This is a genomic window from Streptomyces sp. NPDC089919 (assembly GCF_040684615.1).
Classification (GTDB): Bacteria; Actinomycetota; Actinomycetes; order Streptomycetales; family Streptomycetaceae; genus Streptomyces.
Map to the genome: position 1 here is coordinate 23,526 of NZ_JBFBGK010000082.1, position 17,934 is coordinate 41,459.

General features: G+C 73.9%; 15 protein-coding genes and 1 pseudogene. 5 read left to right on the plus strand and 11 right to left on the minus strand.

Going from position 1 to position 17,934, the window contains the following annotated elements:
* Positions 1-111: 111 nt before the first annotated feature.
* Positions 112-576: a nuclear transport factor 2 family protein gene (locus tag AB0O40_RS27425; protein WP_365047138.1), complete on the plus strand. Its 465-nt coding sequence runs from the start codon at positions 112-114 to the stop codon at positions 574-576.
* Positions 577-598: 22 nt separating this feature from the next.
* Here AB0O40_RS27425 and AB0O40_RS27430 read toward each other — a convergent pair whose 3' ends face one another.
* A complete protein-coding gene (locus AB0O40_RS27430; RefSeq protein WP_365047141.1) occupies positions 599-1,942 on the minus strand; it encodes a lipase family protein in 1,344 nt (447 codons plus the stop codon).
* A 244-nt stretch (positions 1,943-2,186) separates the two neighbouring features.
* Between AB0O40_RS27430 and AB0O40_RS27435 the strand changes: the two genes are divergently transcribed.
* Positions 2,187-3,461 carry a helix-turn-helix domain-containing protein gene (locus AB0O40_RS27435; protein WP_365047144.1) on the plus strand — a complete coding sequence of 425 codons (1,275 nt, stop codon included), beginning with the start codon at positions 2,187-2,189 and terminating at the stop codon, positions 3,459-3,461.
* 76 nt (positions 3,462-3,537) lie between these two features.
* Here AB0O40_RS27435 and AB0O40_RS27440 read toward each other — a convergent pair.
* Positions 3,538-3,759, minus strand: a pseudogene (locus AB0O40_RS27440) (cytidine deaminase); the annotation flags it as partial.
* A gap of 164 nt (positions 3,760-3,923) precedes the next feature.
* Here AB0O40_RS27440 and AB0O40_RS27445 point away from each other — a divergent pair.
* Together AB0O40_RS27445 and AB0O40_RS27450 are read left to right on the plus strand one after the other, a co-directional pair.
* Positions 3,924-5,363, plus strand: coding sequence for a glycoside hydrolase family 16 protein (locus AB0O40_RS27445; RefSeq protein WP_365047147.1), 1,440 nt, complete (start codon positions 3,924-3,926; stop codon positions 5,361-5,363).
* Between the two features lie 17 nt (positions 5,364-5,380).
* The gene (locus AB0O40_RS27450; protein WP_365047149.1) at positions 5,381-6,409 is read left to right on the plus strand and encodes a LacI family DNA-binding transcriptional regulator; all 1,029 of its coding nucleotides are present in this window, start codon (positions 5,381-5,383) and stop codon (positions 6,407-6,409) included.
* Positions 6,410-6,433: 24 nt separating this feature from the next.
* On the opposite strand, the gene AB0O40_RS27455 is transcribed toward AB0O40_RS27450, so the two are convergent.
* Complete coding sequence (locus AB0O40_RS27455; protein ID WP_365047151.1) at positions 6,434-7,021, minus strand: molybdopterin-dependent oxidoreductase; 588 nt, start codon at positions 7,019-7,021, stop codon at positions 6,434-6,436.
* A gap of 381 nt (positions 7,022-7,402) precedes the next feature.
* Here AB0O40_RS27455 and AB0O40_RS27460 point away from each other — a divergent pair, with 381 nt between their 5' ends.
* Positions 7,403-8,326, plus strand: coding sequence for a DUF3626 domain-containing protein (locus AB0O40_RS27460; RefSeq protein WP_365047153.1), 924 nt, complete (start codon positions 7,403-7,405; stop codon positions 8,324-8,326).
* A gap of 80 nt (positions 8,327-8,406) precedes the next feature.
* Here AB0O40_RS27460 and AB0O40_RS27465 read toward each other — a convergent pair whose 3' ends face one another.
* The 8 genes from AB0O40_RS27465 to AB0O40_RS27500 all read right to left on the minus strand — a co-directional run.
* Positions 8,407-9,069 carry a GPP34 family phosphoprotein gene (locus tag AB0O40_RS27465; protein WP_365047155.1) on the minus strand — a complete coding sequence of 221 codons (663 nt, stop codon included), beginning with the start codon at positions 9,067-9,069 and terminating at the stop codon, positions 8,407-8,409.
* Between the two features lie 140 nt (positions 9,070-9,209).
* Positions 9,210-10,361 (minus strand): peptidase M23, encoded by a 1,152-nt coding sequence (locus AB0O40_RS27470; protein ID WP_365047157.1) that lies wholly within the window; start codon positions 10,359-10,361, stop codon positions 9,210-9,212.
* On the minus strand, positions 10,361-11,290 hold the full coding sequence (locus AB0O40_RS27475; RefSeq protein ID WP_365047159.1) for a hypothetical protein: 930 nt from the start codon (positions 11,288-11,290) through the stop codon (positions 10,361-10,363). Before AB0O40_RS27475 ends, AB0O40_RS27470 begins: the two co-directional genes overlap by 1 nt.
* Positions 11,287-12,153: a hypothetical protein gene (locus tag AB0O40_RS27480; RefSeq protein ID WP_365047161.1), complete on the minus strand. Its 867-nt coding sequence runs from the start codon at positions 12,151-12,153 to the stop codon at positions 11,287-11,289. The genes AB0O40_RS27475 and AB0O40_RS27480 overlap by 4 nt, the downstream gene beginning before the upstream one ends.
* A 1,437-nt stretch (positions 12,154-13,590) precedes the next feature.
* Positions 13,591-16,116 carry an ATP-binding protein gene (locus tag AB0O40_RS27485; protein WP_365047163.1) on the minus strand — a complete coding sequence of 842 codons (2,526 nt, stop codon included), beginning with the start codon at positions 16,114-16,116 and terminating at the stop codon, positions 13,591-13,593.
* Positions 16,113-16,670, minus strand: coding sequence for a hypothetical protein (locus AB0O40_RS27490; protein WP_365047165.1), 558 nt, complete (start codon positions 16,668-16,670; stop codon positions 16,113-16,115). Before AB0O40_RS27490 ends, AB0O40_RS27485 begins: the two co-directional genes overlap by 4 nt.
* Entirely contained in the window at positions 16,670-16,915 is a 246-nt protein-coding gene (locus AB0O40_RS27495) for a hypothetical protein (protein WP_365047167.1), read from the minus strand. Before AB0O40_RS27495 ends, AB0O40_RS27490 begins: the two co-directional genes overlap by 1 nt.
* Before the next feature lie 74 nt (positions 16,916-16,989).
* A partial coding sequence (locus AB0O40_RS27500; protein ID WP_365047169.1) for a conjugal transfer protein occupies positions 16,990-17,934 on the minus strand: 945 nt, incomplete at its 5' end.

Below are 17,934 nucleotides of genomic sequence, written 5' to 3' on the forward strand. Positions count from 1 at the left end.
CCGGTGGGCCGGCACCCCTGGACAACCGGACTGACGACTCCGTACCGTTGAAACGGAGTCGTCAGTCCGATTCTACTGCGTGCCCCGTACCGATCCCCCTGGAGGTCGATCGTGTCCGAAACCCCGTCCCGCGCGCCATCCCCCGAGCCCTCGCCCCGCGAGGTCTTCCTCCGCCTCCTCGACGGCATCGCGGCCGGCGACTACGCCTCGCTGGCCGCGCTCTACGCCGAGGACGCCGTGGTGGAGTCGGTCTTCGCCCCGGTGGGGCCGCGCCGCTTCGAGGGCCGGGCGACGCTCGCGGCCCGGTTCGCCGAGGTCGCCGCGCATTCGCCGCTGGACCTCACCCCGGCCAACCTGGTCCTCCGGGAGACCTCGGACCCGGAGGTGATCGTCGCCGAGTTCGACTACCACGCCCACCACCGCGGCACCGGCGTGGACTTCGAGGTCTCCAACGTCCAGGTGCTGCGGGTGCGCGGGGGCCTGATCCGGCACAGCCGCGACTACCACGACCACCTGGCCCTCGCGGTGGCCGGCGGGAACCTGCCCGAGCTGGTCGCGGCCCTGTCCGCCGGCTGACGGACCGGGCCGCGACCCGCCGTCAGGACAGCGGCGCCGGCTGCTCGGGGGCGAGCGAGTTGCCCCCGGGGATCCGGCCGCAGTCGGACGGGGCGGTGCGGCCCGCGAAGCGGTCGTTCAGCCAGCCCAGCGCTACCGGCGTCCAGGCGACCATCGCCCCGGTGTGGCTGAGCAGTTCGTACTGGCTGTACTTGACGGGCGCGCCGCCGGTGGCGCAGTACTGCCGGGCCAGCGCGCGCACGTCCCCGGCCACCATCACGCCGTCACCGGTGCCGATGCCCGGGCGGTTGCTGAAGGTCCCCTCCAGGACGCCCCCGTCGCCCTGCCCGATGAAGCCGGGGACGGTGGGGGTGGCCGCGGAGCCCAGGTTGATCTTGTTGACGGCCGTCAGGAACGCCGGGATCGAATTGGGGTTCGCGTACTGCGACTTGGCCATCTTCTTCCAGGTCAGCCCCGGGTAGTGGCCGATCGCGTCAATGATCGAGCCGCTTTCCAGGTCCTCGTAGACGCCCTGGCCGTAGCTGTTGAGGTACGACTTGAGGTCGATCCCGTAGGAGCGGGCGACGCCGATGACGGCCATCGGGATGACCCCCGACCAGGCCAGCGAGCCGTCCACGTACTTCAGGTTGTGCGCCGGGTCGACCAGCAGGCCGCCCTCGGCGTAGCCGACCAGCCGGCGGTTGACGTCCGGGGCGTAGTCCGGCGCCAGCGCCGCGGCCCAGTTGGTGGCGATGGCGCCGCCGGAGTACCCGATCATGCCGACGGCCGTGTCGGAGTCCAGCCGGGTGGCGGAGGAGTTCGAGGCGGCGCGGATCGAGTCGAGGGTGTTGGTGCCGTACTCCGGCCCGGCCGCGAAGTTGGCGCTCTGGCCCTCGGTGTCCGGGATGACCAGGTCGTAGCCCTGGAGCAGCAGCGGGGCCAGCAGCAGGCTCTCGGCGTTGGGGATGAGGCCGCCGAGCGAGACGTCGCCGGCGATGGCCCGGGACGGGCCGTCCTGCGGGTCCAGCGAATCGTAGAACGACTGGTAGGAGACGGCCTTGCTGCCGTCGCCGCCCGGACTGTGCACCACCGTGGTCACGTTGGCGGCCGGCCGGCCCTGCGCATCGGTGGTGCGGTAGAGCAGCTGGACCGCCTTGAGCGGCGTGGGGATGCCGAGCACGTGGTACTGCAGCGTCCGGGTCTTGAGGACGGCGCCCGGCGCGAAGGCGGACAGCGGCTCGCTGCCGGCGTAGGCGTAGAAACCGTCGGCGGCCGTGGCCGAGGCCGCGGCCTGCACGGATCCGGCGGCGGTGGCGGCCGGCGCGGCGGAGACGGCCGCGGCGGTGGCGACGGCGACGGAGAGGAGGCGGAGGGCTGCCTTGGACATGCGTTCCTCGATTCCTGGGTGGGGGTCCGACGCGCCGGCGGGGGGTCCGGTGCGCGGCGCGTCGGGCCGGGGCGGGCGGCCCCCGGCAGGGGATTTCGTGAACGATGCGGCCGCGGTCCCTGCCACATCTGGCCATCCACTAGCCAGTCGTGTTACCAACCAGTAGGTGATGTCCCGGAAACATCATGGGGCCGGTCAGCGGCCCAGTCTCCGGGGTGGGGAACAGAGATGTGCGAGGTGGATTGTGACCGGATCCAATACCGCGGAAGGCGTGCAGGTGCCGCGGTTCGGCGGCGTGCCGGTCCACAAACGGCTCCAGGACGCCTCTAGTGCGCTGGAGCGCGCCGTGATGGTCCGGCTGGTCGAACGGCTGCCGGTGTACGGCTCCCTGCCGGCCGAACACCTCGGCGGCGACATCGCCAAGCAGGTGACCCGCGGGATCCGGAGCTTCGCGGCGGTCCTGTGCACGGGGGAGATGCCCGGGCAGGCCGAGGCGGCGGCCATCCGCGAGTCCTCGGCCCGGCGCGCGGACGAGGGCGTACCGCTGGAGGCCGTGGTCGGCGCCTACCACCTGGGCGCCGAGGAGTGCGCGGCGCAGGTCTTCTCGGCCGCCCGGCCGGGCGACCTGGCCGACGTCCTGCTGGTCCAGCGCCAACTCCTCGCGTACCTGCGGCTGGTGAGCTGCGAGGTGGCCGCCGGGTACGTGCAGGAGCGGCAGACGGCGCTCAGCGACGAGCAGGTCGCCCTGCAGTCGCTGCTCTCCCGGCTGCTGGAGGGCGGCAACCCGCAGGTCGCGGCGGACCGGGCGGGGATCCGGCTGCCGCCGTGCTATCTCGTCCTGAGCGTCGCGGTGGGGCCGCACCCGGACGAGCTGGTCCCCGGCGTGAACCACTCCGTCGCGGCCCGCCGCAAGCTCCGGCGGCTGCGCAACGAACTCCAGCGCCGCACCGCGGGCGTGCCGCTGTCGGTGCTGTCCGGGGACGGCGGCCTGGCGCTCATCCCCTACGAGACGCCCCCGGCGGACTTCGGCCCGGCGGACCGGGAGCGGCTGGCGCACCTGGTGGAGCAGCTGGGCCGGATGTGCGGCGCCGAACTGCTGGCCGCGGCGACGGTGGCGGCGCCCGAGGGGGTGGCGCAGGCCGCCCGGCTGGCCGGGGAGGTGCGCGCGGTGGCTGCGGCCGCCGGCCGGGGCCCCGGGCTGTACCTGCTGGACGACGTGCTGCTGGAGTACCAGCTGAGCCGTCCGAGCCCGGCCCGGGAGGGACTGGCCGCACTGCTGGACCCGCTGGACGCGCGCCCCGAACTGCTCGAGACGCTGCGCGCCTTCCTGGCCCGGGGCCTGGACCGGCGGCGGGCCGCGGCCCGGCTCCAGGTCCACCCGAACACGGTCGACTACCGGCTGCGCAAGGCGACCGAACTCACCGGTCTGGACGCGTCCCGCGGCGCCGACGTGCTGACCCTGCGGGCGGCGCTGGCCGCCCACGACGCGGTGCGGCAGGGGCGGCCGGACTCCGCCTGAGGGCGGGACCGGGCCGCCGGGGCGGGGTCCGCCGCGGGCCCGGCGGTCCGACCCGGGCGGCGGCCGGGTGCTGCGCTCAGGCGTCGAGCTGCTGGTCGGCCCAGACGTAGCTCTCCGGCAGCAGCGCGGCCACCGGCACGGCCCGCAGCCGCCCGGGCGCGCCGACGATGACCTTCACGTCCGGGAAGTAGTCGAGCATCACCTGCCGGCAGCGGCCGCAGGGCGGGATGACGCCCCGCTCCCGGTCCCCGACCGCCACCACGTCCGTCAGTTCGTAGACGCCCTGCCCGGCCGCCGCTGCCCGCCTTCACCACTCGCAGCTCCCAAAATCCTTCGGATTCACGGGCGTTCACCTCTTGTCGGCACCGGGCCGGAGGAGCACAGTAGCCGCGCACCCCCTTTGAGAGCGCTCTCAAAAATCCGGACACCGGCCGCACTTCCCTCCCCCCTCACGAGGTGCCCATGAGTCCCATCCCTCCCCTTCCCCGGTCCGCCCCGGGCCCCTGGCGGCGTACCGCGCGCGGGCTGTCGGCCCTGCTGGTCGCCGCCGCCGCGGCCCTCGGGGCCGTTTCGCTGCCCGCCCGCGCCTCGGCCCCGCCGCCCCCGGCCGGCTGGACGACCGTCTTCGCGGACGAGTTCGACGGCCCGGCCGGCGCCGCCGTCGACGGCACGAACTGGCAGTACACGACCGGTACGAGCTACCCGGGCGGCCCCGCCCGGTTCGGCACCGGCGAGATCGAGACGATGACCGCGAGCACCGCGAACGTCTCCCTCGACGGCACCGGCAACCTCCGCATCACCCCGCTGCGGGACGCCGCCGGGAACTGGACCTCCGGCCGGATCGAGACCCGCCGCGGCGACTTCCGACCGCCCGCGGGCGGGAAGCTGCGCGTCGAGGCGCGCGTTCAGATGCCGAACGTGACGGGCGCCGCGGCCAAGGGCTACTGGCCCGCCTTCTGGATGCTCGGCACCCCCTACCGCGGCAACTGGTGGAACTGGCCCGGCATCGGCGAGCTGGACATCATGGAGAACGTCCAGGGCATCAACCAGGTCTGGGCGACGATGCACTGCGGCACCTCCCCCGGCGGCCCCTGCAACGAGACCTCCGGGATCGGCGGCCAGCGGGTCTGCTCCCCCGTCAGCTGCCAGGCCGGCTTCCACACGTACGCCGTCGAGTGGGACCGCGGCGCGAGCCCGCAGGAGATGCGGTTCTCCCTGGACGGGGCCGTCTACCACACGGTCCGGCAGGACCAGGTGGACGCCGCCACCTGGGCCGGCGCCACCGAACACGGCTACTTCCTGATCCTGAACGTCGCGATGGGCGGCGGCTTCCCCGACGCCTTCGGCGGCGGTCCGGACGGCGGGACCGTCCCCGGCCACCCGATGGTGGTGGACTACGTCCGTGTCCTGCAGAGCGGCGGCACCCCGCCGACCGACCCGACACCCACACCCACGCCCACCGACCCGACCACCCCGCCGCCCGGCGGGACCAGGGACGCGTACGGCACGCTCCAGGCCGAGTCGTACGACGGCCAGTCCGGCACCGGCACGGAGACCACCACCGACACCGGCGGCGGCCGGAACCTCTCCGCCCTGGCCGACGGCGACTGGGCGCTCTACCGGCAGGTGGACTTCGGCGCCGCCGGCGCCCGGCAGTTCTACGGCCGGGTGGCCAGCGGGGCGGCCGGCGGGGTGAGCGGCCTGGTCGAGGTGCGCCTGGACAGCCGGACCGCTCCGCCCGTCGGCAGCTTCGCGATCGCCGCCACCGGCGGCTGGCAGAGCTGGCGCACGGTCCCGGCCAACACCACGCCCGTGACCGGGGTGCACGACGTGTACCTCACCTTCACCAGCGGCCAGGGCGCCGACTTCGTCAACCTCAACTGGTTCGGCTTCGGGCACTGAGCACTACGCTCCTGTCCATGGCACAGGAGACCGCCGGCCGCCCCACCCTGGAAGCGGTCGCCGCACGCGCCGGGGTGTCCCGGGCCACCGCCTCCCGCGTCGTCAACGGCGGCGCGGGGGTGCGGGGTCCGCTCGCCGACCGCGTCCGGGCGGCCGTGGCCGAGCTGGGGTACGTCCCCAACCCGGCCGCCCGCACGCTGGTGACCCGGCGCACCGGCGCGGTGGCGGTGGTGATCGCGGAGCCCGGCACCCGGGTCTTCGCGGACCCCTTCTTCCTGCGGCAGTTGCGGGGCATCGAGAAGGCCCTCGGCGAACACGACGGCCGGCTGGTGCTGATGCTGCAGGACGGCCCCGCCGACCACGACCGGATCGCCCGCTACCTGGCCGGCGGACACGTCGACGGGGTGCTCGCCTTCTCCCTGCACACCGACGACCCGCTGCCCGCCACCATCGCCCGGCTCCAGCTGCCCGTCGTCTACGGCGGGCGGCCCGGCTGGCCCGGGGCGGACGTGCTCTACGTGGACGCGGACAACCGGGGCGGAGCCCGCTCGGCCGTCCGCCACCTGCACGCGCTGGGCCGCCGCCGGATCGCCCACATCGCGGGGCCCCTCGACCAGACCTCGGCCGCCGACCGGCTCGCCGGGTACCGGGACGTCCTGCCGCCGGGCGCCCCCGAGTTGGTCGCGGCGGGCGACTTCACGGCCGCCGCCGGACGGCGCGCGATGGCCGGACTGCTGGACCGGGCACCGGACCTGGACGCCGTCTTCGCCGCCAACGACCTGATGGCCTCCGGCGCCCTGGCCACCCTCCGGGAGCGGGGCCGCCGGGTGCCGGCGGACGTGGCGGTGGTCGGCTTCGACGACACCCAGTCCGTCGCCGACTGCACCGAACCCCCGCTGACCACCGTCCGCCAGGACGTCGAGGGCATGGGCCGCCTGATGGCCCACCTGCTCCTCACCCTGCTGGCCCCGGCCCCCGGCACCGCCGCGCCCGCGCCCGCGCCGGTCGTCACACCCACCGAGGTGGTCCGCCGCTCCTCGGCGTGAGACCCCGACCTCGGGCCCTCGCCCTCAGGTCGCCTCGTCTTCCTGGTACGAGTGCCGTTGACCGGCCCAGGGGTCGGCGATGTTGTGGTAGCCGCGCTCCTCCCAGAAGCCCCGGCGGTCCTGGGTCATGTACTCGATGCCGCGCAGCCACTTCGGGCCCTTGTAGCCGAAGAGGTGGGGGACGACCAGCCGCAGCGGGAAGCCGTGTTCGACGGTCAGCGGCTCGCCGTCGTGGTGGGTGGCCAGCAGGGTCCGCTCGGCGGCGAAGTCGGCCAGCCGCAGGTTGGCGCTGTAGCCGTACTCGGCCCAGGCCATCACGTGCGTGACCTGCGGGGCCGGCGGGGCGAGCGCCAGCAGGACGGCGGCCGGCACGCCGAAGAACTCGTGCCCGACCGTCGTGGTTCCGGAGGCGCAGTGGAGGTCGGTGGTGAGGGTGGCCGTCGGCAGCTCCCGGACCTCGCCGAAGGTCCAGGAGTACGTCCGGCCGGCGTCGGTGGCGCCGAAGACCTGGAGGTTCCAGCGCTCCTCGCGGAACCGCGGCACCGGCCCGTAGTGGGAGACCGGCCACCCCTTGGCCAGCCGCTGCCCCGGCGGAAGCACCTCACCACTCATGCGCCACCTCACTCACGGTCACCTCACACCTCGCACGCACCACGCACGGATGCCATAGCCCCTTGCAGATGCCAACCATTGTGGCAGCCCACCCTCTTGGATGATGGACCGGCTCAGAGCCGCCGACCCCCCGCCCCTTTCGTACCCCGCTCCAGTCCCCCACCGACCCACCCCCTGCTTGACTGACACCCGTACCGGCCCCACGGCCCGAGCGGCCTCCCCGTCGCGCCCGCCGGCACCAACCCCCCGCGGCCCCGGACCGGCGGAGATCCGGCCCGCGGGGGGGCGCCGGTCAGCCTGGCCTACCGGATCAGGGAGGAATACTGCCCCGACCGGGAAATTCGCGCGTGCCGGGCGGTGACGTTCCCGCACACTGCGCGCATGGTCGCAGGCACTTCCGGGTCACCTCACCACAAGGCACTGCGGCACGTGGCCGCTCGAGCCTCCGGAACTCCTCTCGCCCCCGGGCTGAAGCTCACCATGAACTTCCACCCCGACCGCATGGCCGGTGACCGGCTGCTGCTCCTCCAGATGGCGGAAGACGGTGTCTACTACTCGCAGTTCGTGACCGGTACCAGCAACGGCGGACTGACTGCCCATCGGGGCGGAGACCGGTGGCGCTGGGAGAGCCGCATCTTCGGCGGCGCGTACGATCACGCTGCGGCTCGCGAGCGCCCGGTCTACGGGGCGCTCAACCACCACGACTCGCCGGTCGGAGGGGCGCCCCGCTTCGGCTCCTCCCATTTCCGGCTCACCGGCGACGCCCTCGAACGCACCACCTTCTGCTATCCGGACAGCTCGACGGATCCAGCAGCCTTCGCCGTCGCGTCCCGCTTCGCCCTGATCGGCCTGGCGGAGGCGGACGGACTGGACGCCCTGGACGGCCACATCGAGGCCCACGTACACGGACCCGTCAGATTCGACCGGGACGTCGAGGCGTTGGTCCTGGACCCCAGCTACCGCGGCACGGACGTGGAGGAGGCGGCCCGCCGGCTCCCGTGCCCCGTCGAATGGCATCCGGGCTTCCGCCTGACCGTGGACCACCTGCGGCACCACCCCGACTACCGCGGTCAGGAGTACGTCGACCTGGGCACCGCCCTTGCGACCGAGGGATGCCTGACTCCCCTGGCGATCGGCCGAGCCGCCCGCACCGGCCGCCATGACCCGCAGGCCCTCAAGAAGGTCTGGCACTGCCTGGCCCGCTTCGGTGCCCCGCCCCGCCTGCCCGCTGCCCTTCACGCCCCGGCCACGCCCCCTTGCTGCCCGTACGCTCAGACCATGGCAGCCGGCCGCCGGGGAGTGTGACGCGGTCGGCCTCGGCCCGTGCGACACCGCGGAATCGACCCACAGCGGGTGCCGCACTCTCTGGCCGTGATCGGTCGGCGCTAGACGCCGGCCGCGACCACGGTGACCACCGTGGCGGCGACCACCGCCGCCTGCATGTCGCGGATGGCGGAGCGCACGCTCTCGGCTGCCCACTGTCCGGCGGCGATCTCCTCCATCCGCGACGCGATCTGCTTCGGCTCGCCGTCGGGGAAGGCCAGCCGGTGCAGTTTGGCCGAGTGGATCAGCCCGATGAGGCCGGCCGTCCGGGCGTCCGGCTCGCGGCCGTCCAGCACCACGCCCCGGAGCCGGTCCCGCAGTTCCCGTTCCACCGCGCCGTCGGCTTCGGGGTAGCGACGCACCGGGAACACGCCGAGTGCCTTGTGCCTCTCCGCCACGACCACGCCACGCTCGCACAGGCGCTCAAGAGTCGCGGCGACGGCCTTCGACTGGTCCTTCGTGAGCCACGCCGTTACCGGGCGCTTCGCACGGCCTCGCATCCAGCTCTCGATCAGCGCCGTCCTGGTGTCCAGCAGCGGCTCACCGAGGGGCGCCGGGTCCACCATTTCGAGGTTCTTGCCCTGGACCGAGACCCGCCCCGCCAGCACCAGTTCGAGCAGGATCCCGCACGCGACCGCCCACCCGGCGGCTTGCCGCTGCTTCGCCGACCCGGACTCGTCGTCCAGGGACAGCAGCATGATCTCCTCGGCCAGAGTGATCGCCATGTTCGTAACCCCCGTGCAGTGAAAGATCATTCTCTTTCCTGATCAGACGCCCGGCGGGTCGGGGAAGCTCCAGCGGACGCCCACGCTGCGACGCCTCGCCTGGACCACTCCCACGTCCGCGGCCACGGGCGGGGCGGGCCTCAGCCGGCTTTGGGGAAGTAGGGCGGGGCCCAGCCGAGGTAGGTGGCGTGCCAGCGGGATTCGATGGCGGCGGCGTCGACGACGTCGATGCGGCCGGGGCGGGTGATGTCGTTGCTGGCGATCTTGCCGGCGCCCAGGTAGAGGGCCACGTGGCCGGCCCGGCGGCCGGTGTCCCAGTACATGAGGGCCCCCGGCGGCGGGTCGCGGTCGTGGTCGTGGCGCAGCCCCGGCGGCATGGTGCGGTAGTGGTCGACCGCGTACAGGACGCCCGAGTACCGCCAGCCGTAGCTCTCGGCCACGAAGGCCAGGCAGGCGCGGTACCAGCGCGGTCCGCCGTGCGCGGCCTCGTCGCGGGCCCAGTCGACGGCACCGGCGGTGGTCCGTGGGTTGCGCACGCCGGCCGGCCACCCCGCCGGGCCGTCGTGGAAGGCGGCCCCGGCCGCCACCGCGTACCGCGCCGGGACGGCACCCGGCTGCTGCGGGCACTCACGGTCCGGCCGGGCCGGGGTCCCCTGGAGGGTGACCCCGGCCGGGGGCCCGTACCGGCCCGGTCGGGTCCCCGGCCGGTGCAGGTCCAGGCCCGCCGCCCGGGCGACGCGGCGGGCCACCGCCTCCTGGCCGCCGTACAACTCCGGGTACGCGGAGCGCTGTACGGCCTGCGCCGCCCGCCCCGGTTCCATCGCCTCCCAGCCCGGTACCCCCGTCAGCCCGCGCGGGTCGCCGTCGCTCGCGCCGTAGAAGAACATCTGCGCCGCGTAACGGGGTTGCATGATCTGGGCGCCGGATCCCCATCCCCGGGAGGGGCGTTGCTGGAAGAGGCCGAGCGAGTCCCGGTCGCCGTGGTCCAGGTTCATCAGGCTGGACTCCTGGAGGGCCGCCATCAGGCCGACGAGGGTGGCCCGTCCGGACAGCCCGCCCTCGGCCGCGACCCGGTCGATGATCCGGGCATGGTCCACCTGCCGTCCGCGGAACCGCTCCCCGGCCGGCGCACCGCCCGCACCCTGCGCCCCGGGCCCGTCCGGGTCCGGGCCGGGGCAGCCCTCGGCGCGCGCCGGCGGGCCCGCGATCACCGAACCGCCCACCCCCACACCGAGCACGCAGACCACTGACAGAACGGCCAGCAGGGTGCCCACGTGGAATCCCGTACGCATCACCGGTCCGGCCACCGCAGGCCCAGGATGCGGGTGACCCGCCAGGTGCCGTCGGGGTAGACCATCACCTCGGTCTGCAGCACGGTCGGCTCCGTGGTCCGGGTGTACTCGGCCACCTCGACCTCCGCCCGGACCGAGCGCCACACCCGCAACGGCGTGTCCACCGGCAGCCCCGGCGCCGCGTGCCCCACCGTCACCGCGCGGACGGTGGCCACCCCGCCGCGCATGACGAGTTCGTCCCACGCGGGGTCGGGGAACCGGAGCAGGTTCCGCACCAGCTCGTCCGACATGTACGGGGCCGCCCGCCGGATCGGCGCGCTGAGGTCGCCGTCCACCGGCGGGTTCCGGGTCAGGTACGCACGGACGGCCCGGCCCGCCACCGCCTCGGGGTCCGCGGCGTCAGGCTGCGCGGCGGGGTTGGCGGGGGCTGGCCTGCGGGCGGGGTCTGTCGTGCCTGCAGGGTCTGCCGCGCCTGCGGGGGCGGCCCCCGATGCCGATCGGGCTCCGGCTGTCGTCCGGGCCTCCGCTGCGGGCCGGGTCGCGGATGCGGTGCCGGCCACCAGTTCCGACCGGGCCTCGGATCCGTTCCGGCCCGCGGACCCGGTCCGGGGCTCGGAGGCGGTCCGGGGCTCGGATGCGGTGCGGGCCGCCGCTTCCGGCCGGGCCGCGGGGGCGGCGCCGTCCAGGTCCGGCCACAGGGACCGGGCGCCGGTGCCGAGCCCGAGGAGCAGGGCGACCACCAGGAATGCGCCGAGGGGGCGGATCGGCTCCCGGCGGCGTTGCTCCCGCACCCATTCCGTCGTCCGGCGCCGGGCCTCGGCCCGGTGCGCCCGCGCCGCCCGGCGCCGGGCCCGCCGGCCTCCGGCCGCCGTGACCTCCTCCGGGTACTCCCAGGTACTCAGCAACTCCCGCCAGTCCTGCGACGTCACGGCCGGGCCTCCTCGAACAGCTCGGCCAACGGCGGGGGCGCCTGCCGGAACGAGACCGGCGAGGGCGCGGCACGCCGCTCGGGGCGCAGGGCGGCGGGCTGGGGCGGAGCGGCGGGTGCGTCATGAACGGCCGCGGCCCGGGCGGGGGTTGCCGCCGCTGTGGCGAGCCCTGGGGTGGCGGGGGCGAACGGGGCGGGGGTGCCGGTGATCGCCCTGCCGAAGCCGGCCGGGGTGGACGCGGGCGGGACGGCGGCCCGCACCGGCAGGACCCCGCCTGCCCCACCGGGCAACGGCGGCGGTGCCATCGCCCGGACCGGGGGCACGCGGGGCGGCGAGAGTGTGTCGGGACCGGCGGGGTCGGGACTCGCCGCGGGTGCGTGGCGGGAGGCGGCCCGGGGGTGCGGTGGGGTGTCGGCCCCTTCCTTGCGACGGGCCCTCCCCCGGCCGAGGGCCCCGGCGATCAGGAAGCCGCCGACCGCGCCGGCGGAAGTGCCGGTGACCCCGATGATCTGCGCCACCACGGCCCGGAACCGCATGCCGACCACGGCTGCGGCGATGCTGAGCCCGGTGGTCGGCAGCCAGCCGTAGGGATCGAACATCCGCGTACAGGCCACCTGCACGATGAGCACGGACCCGAGCACGAGCGTGGCGATCAACCCCTCGAGCGTCCGCGCAAGCAACTGATCGAACCAGGCCAACCCCCACTGCCGAGGCCGCCCCGGAATAACCCAAAGACAAGCAAACACCACCCCACACACCAGCAGCATGAACGCCCCGAGCAAGGTCCCCAACGAGGTCAACGCCAGCGCCAGCACCAACCCCCCGAAAAGCAACGCCCCCACGAAGGCGGCGATAGTGACCATGACCCGACCGTATGGCGACTGCCCCTGAATCCAGAGGCGGGTGTCTGGCCCCACCTGTTCCAACCGAACGGACCTGTCCAACCAATCCGTTCGCGTTGAGGAGTCAATGCCCTGTTTAAGCAGGGCATTCCCGTACTCGCTGCACACCTCTAGGCTCCCGAATTCTGCCACGCACCACGGTGTTGCCACATATGATCGCCATACGGCGTCAGACGATTTACGGAGCATGTCATCACGGGAGTTACCAGTAAATCGTGGTTCATGATCAATCCTGAAGGGGAAATCGGTTGCACCAGTGCCAATTCCGGCATTCGCCGCACTCATCGTGACATTGGCGCCCACTGTTCGAGCTGTGTTGACACCATCGACCCACGCCTGGGGACTAGTCAGCAAGGAGATGGAGACTACGCCTGACACCATCACCCAAGCCACCTGCGACAACACCCCACCACCGTCTCCACGGCGTTGCCTCGCAAACGCCACCAACGCTCCGACTGCAAGCGCAGCAGGCATCAAAGTCTCAGCTGCCCCCCTCGCTACTTCCGCAATGCTTCCCGTGATGGCACCTTCGACCTCGGGCAGTGTTGTCACGTTGAAGACCCAGCCCACGACCACCACTGAAGCGGTCGTCACGCTGACCGTGAGGGTCATGAAGAGGTTGGCAATCGAATTCCCTGTCCCGTCGACGAGCTCGTAGTCATTGAGGTTGGAATCCAAGGTCCATAGGCTTCCGTTCCGAAACGTCTCATACAAGGTCTCCCCACCCTTCGGGACGCTGCTCGTCGGGGAAGGCATTAGGTCGCCGATTCCTGCTGGGTCAACACTGTCGGCAGACGCCGGCGCGGGGTGAAGAAATAGCGCGGCGATCACGACAACCAACATGGTCGCCACGCCGTGCAATACAGTGCTCGGGCGGAAGCGCACGTCACTCCTCCGAAAGCGCCGACATGACTGGGGATTCCTGTCGGAGGTCTCGGTTACTCAGATCCTCTTCCTGATCAACCTTCCAGCCACCACCTTCCTTGACGAGACGGAGCGCGATTCGCGCTGTCCGAGTCGGCTCGCCAGCCCAGGTATATGTGTATGTGACGAGCACCCCCCAACCCTCGGGATGCGTCACCGTCGGGCCAATCGGTGTTAGTTCAGAGGCCTCAACTGGACCGACAGCAGCACGGTCCGAGGTTCGACGCAATGGGTAATGGCTAGCCGTACAGTCGGTCACCGTCCCGTTCCTCAGTCGGACCGAACTCATCTCGCACACCTGCCCCCACTCCAAGCCGTTCAGAGCGGTTTGGTACGTCTTCGCAAAGCTCAGCAATACGGCGTCCGGCGGCCCAGGCAAACCCTGCAATCCAGCCCCCCCACCCCCCGAAGAACACCCACCCAGCACCCCGCCCAAGGCGAAGGTCACGGCGACGGACAAATAGCGGCGGTGGGTCATTGCAGGGGCTCCAGGGGGAGGGCGGTGGTGCGGGGGGAGGTGTCTAGGAGGTGGTGGAGGGTGGTGGAGGGGATGTCCCACTGGACGGTGGCGGCGGCGAAGCGGCGGTCGCGGACGATCGAGTGGCCGTGCCGGATCTCCCCGTCGGCCTGGAGGCCGATGGAGTGGATCAGGGCACGGGTGTGCCGATCCCTCGGCAGCCCCAGCAGGTCCGCCAGGGCGTCCTGTTGGTCGGCCGTGGTGAGCTGGAAGCCGACCACCGTGGTCAGTTGCTCCACCACCCCCACGTGCCGCAGAAGGCTCTCCGGATCCTGCGTGTCCAGCAGCAGGGACGTGGCCAACGCCCGCCCCACCCGCGCGATGTAGCCCAGGAAGGCCGCCCCCTCGCGGGTCGCGGTCAGGACGTGCACCTCCGGGATGCACACGGCCTTGCGCAACCCCCGCAGGTCCCGGCGGCCCGCGGTCGTCACCCCGTACGCCAGCATGGAGTGCATCAGGGCGACGGACAGCCGCTGCAGGACGTTCCAGTCCTCCCGCGCCGTCTCCGCACCCGGCAGGGAGATGCCGGGGATCTGCACGACCCACAGCCCCGGTTCGGGCACCAGCGGTGAGGCCTGGCCGGTGGGGCGGCCCATGAAGGGGGCGCCGATGGCGGTCAGGGAGAGTTCGTGCAGGGCCTCCCCGGTCTCCCGGGCCAGCGGGCTCTCCATCCCGCGCAGGTACTCGACGACCTTCCACGTGGCCGGGTCCCCCGCCGCGATGACGGCGTTCGTCGCGTGCTGCACCGGCGTCTCCGCCCCGCGGGCCCGCAGGTGCGGCGGCATGGCGATGCCCAGTTGGGCCGGTACCTCGATCTGGGCGCGCTCGCTGCCCTCCTTGTCGAGCAGTACGAACAGGTCGGCCACCCCCGCGAACCGGGGCCCGGTCTCGACCAGATGGGCGTTGAGCCCGTAGGCACGGGCCGCGCTCACCACTCCCCCGAGGTCGCCCTTGAAGTCGATGGCCAGGCAGTACGCGCCGCGGAAGCCCGCGTCCAGCATCGAGAGCATCATGGCCGTGGTCTTGCCGCGGCCGGAGCGGCCGATGAAGGCGGTGGTCGTGGCGTCGCCGCGGTCCGAGCCGGCCGTGACGTCGTTGCGGAAGACCCCGGGCGTGCTGCCGGTCAGGTATCCGGCGATGGGGCCCTTGTCGTCGCCGACCTGGGCGCCGCCCCACCACCACGAGCCGGACAGCGCGGTGACGTCCCGGACGTGGCCGAGGTCGGGGACCCGCAGCCGGTCCCCGGGCTGGCTCTCCAGCCACAGTTCCCGCTGTTCCTCCTCCCCCACGATCACCTCGATGCCCAGGCCGCCGTAGTGGGTGACCACGGCGTCGACCCGGGCGCGCAGGTCGGCCAGCGAGGCGGTGCTGGTGACGACCAGGCGGGGGTGGTCCTCGACGAGGGTCAGGTCCTCGCGGCGCATGTCGCGGGTGAGGGCCGCCATCACCGCCTCGGTCTCGGCGACCTCCCGGCCGGGGTCCTCCGCGGACTGCCGGGCCGCGGAGCGCCGTTGCTCCTTGGCCAGCTTGCGGGTGTCGTCGGTGCGGGCCAGCGCCTCGCGCTTGGTCAGCACCCGCAGGCGCACCGACGCCTCCGGGGACACCTGGGCGAGCAGCCCGTGCGGGTCGGTCCCGGCCGGGAACTCCAGGTCGGGGGCGTACGTCACGTCCGAGAGGACCCGCAGCCATTCCCCCGCCCCCGGGCTCTCCAGGAGCGGCGGGAAGCCGGACAGGGCGAGCACCGCCACCCAGGCGGTGGTCCCGCCGTCCGCGCCGGTCACCCGCAGGTGGTCGGGGTAGGGCAGGATCCGGCCGCGGGTCAGGGAGGTCAGCTTGGCGCCGGTGATCAGCCCCGACTCGGGGGCGGGCAGCCGGGTGCCGCGGTGCTGTTCCCGGGAGATCATCCAGGCCAGCGTCTCCACCGGAGCCGGCCGGGCCTTCCAGGGGCTGGACTCGAGGCGGCGGCCGAGCCGGCGCATCAGCGCGTCCAGCCGGGCCAGTTCCTGGCGGCCGACCACGGTGGCGTCGACGACGAGGCCGTCCTGCACGCCCCGGCGGCCCGCCCGGCCGACCGGGCCGCCGCGCTCGGCCAGCCGTACGCCCAGGAGCAGGTGCCGGGTGTCCATGCCGATCTGGGCCAGTCGTCGGACCCGCAGGTCGGCCCAGGCCTGCCAGTGGCCGGCCGAGAAGAGCTCCGCGGCCTGGGCGGCGTAGTCGTCGGCCTGGAGGGGCGACCACAACACCCGCAGGTGGCAGTCGAATCCGGCCAGGGTGCGGGCCAACGCCCGGTCTGCCTGGTCGAGTTCGGCGTCGCGGGCGGGCTCGGGCATCAGGTCGGTGTTGGAGCCGCGCAGCACGTACCAGGCTTCGGCGTGCCCGGTGGTGATGACCAGCCCGTCGGCCAGGGCGGCGTACTGCGGGGGCGCGGCGGACCGTTCGCCGCCCAGGCCGAGGAAGGCGCCGACCCGTTGGACGACCTTCACCGGCCCGGTCCCTTCGTGCGGCCGTACGCCCGGGCCACCGCGTCCGGGCCGTACAGGCGCGGCCTGGCGGTCAGCGGGATCGGGGCGCCGGCGGTCGGCGGGGTGCTGTCGTCGGGGCCGAGCCAGCGGCGGACCAGCGGGCCCAGGGCGCTGGAGGAGCGCAGGGCGTCGAGGCGGCCGCCCCAGCGGGCACCGCGCGGGATCCATTCGGTGCGGGCCGCGGCGCGCCGGCCGCCACACACCACGGGCCGGTGCCCGAGCAGCAGGTAGCGGGCGGTGAGGGACCAGTGGGTGAGGTTCATCCGGCGGTCGGTGCGGCGGGCGCGCTGGGCGCCGTGCACGGTGGCGAGCAGCGGCGGCAGGAAGTAGAGCGTGAAGGAGGTGCGGGAGGGGGCGCCGAGCAGCAGCAGGAGCGGCCCGGTCCACAGGGCGTAGAGGGCGATGCCCAGCAGCAGGGTGCGGCGGGAGACGCCCTCGCCCAGGTCGAGGCCGAGCAGTTCGTGCTGCCGGGCCTCGATGACGAAGTGGGAGGTGTAGGTGTGGCCGACGCGCATCAGGCGGACCCCGCGACCTTGCCCCACACCCCGGTCAGGAGGGTGCGCATCTCGTCGGGGAGCCAGATCATGGCGCCGACGAAGACGGCGGCGACGACCAGAGTGATCATCTTTCCCCACTCGTCCTTGATGAAGTAGCCGACCGCGCGGACGGCGAGGATGGCGGCGAACAGGTTCCCGGCGACGGCCAGGATCCAGTTGCGCAGTTCCGAGCCGGTGGTCAGGGCGAGGGTGGTCGCGTGCATGGGCTCCCCCTTCGGGGCGGGCGGGTCGGGAGGGACGGGGTGGGCGTGCGGTGGCGCGGGGCGGGTGCGGGCGGTTATCCGGCGCCGCCGCGGACCGCGGCGACCTGCCAGCGGGCGGCGTCGGCGCTGGCGACCCGGGTGAGTTCGACGCGGTAGGCCTGTTCCAGTGCGGCGCCGGCCAGCGACCAGGTGACCCGGGCGGTGCCGCTGCGGTCCGGGCCGCCGCCGCGGTCCGCGGACCAGGCGGTCAGCGCCGTGAAGGCGATGCCGGCGGGCAGGGGCGGGAGGCTGGTGCCGGGGGCGGTGACGGTGTCGGCGGTGCCGTCGGCGTAGGCGGTGAAGAAGGCGGCCACCGCCGCCGCGGTCTGCGCGGTGAGTGCGGCGTCCACCGGCGGCTCGGGGGTGCCGGGGCCGGTGGCCGGGCCGCCGGCCGGGATGCCGACCAGGCCCGGGCGGCCCCGGACCACCAGCCGGCCGGGGGCCCCGGCGACGGGGACGTCCAGCCCGAGCCAGCGGGCGGGGCCGCCACCGGCCCGGACCAGTACGTCGACTCGTACGCGGGCCTCCCGGGGCGGGCCGGGCGTCCCGGGGGTCACCGCGCCGGGCTCCACGGCCAGCACGCTCTGGCTGCCGTGGCCGTCCCAGCCGAGGGCGGGGTCGGCCTGCGCCGGCAGGGCCGTGGCCAGGAGCGCGGCCCGCTCCCCGGGCCGGGCCGGGTCGAAGGTCAGGTAGGCGCGGGCGAAGCGGGCGGCGAGCGCCTGGGCCTCGGCGGCCGGGTAGGCCGGGGCGGCGGCGGGCGCGGGTGGGGCGGCGGGCCGGGGCGCGCGGTCGGGCAGGAACCAGGACCGCAGACCGGTGACGGTCGCCAGGGCGACCACGCTCCAGAGCAGGCCCCGGCCCAGCCGCCGGGCGAAGACGGCCCCGGACCTCTCCTCCTGCTGGACCCAGGGGGCCGGCCCGCCGGGCGTCGTGGGGCCGGGGGCCGTCCCGGGGCCGGCGGCTAATCGGGCCCCGGCCTC

What these genes read in the sequence shown, in the direction of transcription:
- AB0O40_RS27430 (WP_365047141.1), bottom strand. Translation starts at nt 1,942, where the DNA reads ATGTCCAAGGCAGCCCTCCGCCTCCTCTCCGTCGCCGTCGCCACCGCC.
- AB0O40_RS27445 (WP_365047147.1), top strand. Translation starts at nt 3,924, where the DNA reads ATGAGTCCCATCCCTCCCCTTCCCCGGTCCGCCCCGGGCCCCTGGCGG.
- AB0O40_RS27450 (WP_365047149.1), top strand. Translation starts at nt 5,381, where the DNA reads ATGGCACAGGAGACCGCCGGCCGCCCCACCCTGGAAGCGGTCGCCGCA.
- AB0O40_RS27455 (WP_365047151.1), bottom strand. Translation starts at nt 7,021, where the DNA reads ATGAGTGGTGAGGTGCTTCCGCCGGGGCAGCGGCTGGCCAAGGGGTGG.
- AB0O40_RS27460 (WP_365047153.1), top strand. Translation starts at nt 7,403, where the DNA reads ATGGTCGCAGGCACTTCCGGGTCACCTCACCACAAGGCACTGCGGCAC.
- AB0O40_RS27465 (WP_365047155.1), bottom strand. Translation starts at nt 9,069, where the DNA reads ATGGCGATCACTCTGGCCGAGGAGATCATGCTGCTGTCCCTGGACGAC.
- AB0O40_RS27470 (WP_365047157.1), bottom strand. Translation starts at nt 10,361, where the DNA reads ATGCGTACGGGATTCCACGTGGGCACCCTGCTGGCCGTTCTGTCAGTG.
- AB0O40_RS27480 (WP_365047161.1), bottom strand. Translation starts at nt 12,153, where the DNA reads ATGGTCACTATCGCCGCCTTCGTGGGGGCGTTGCTTTTCGGGGGGTTG.
- AB0O40_RS27490 (WP_365047165.1), bottom strand. Translation starts at nt 16,670, where the DNA reads ATGCGCGTCGGCCACACCTACACCTCCCACTTCGTCATCGAGGCCCGG.
- AB0O40_RS27495 (WP_365047167.1), bottom strand. Translation starts at nt 16,915, where the DNA reads ATGCACGCGACCACCCTCGCCCTGACCACCGGCTCGGAACTGCGCAAC.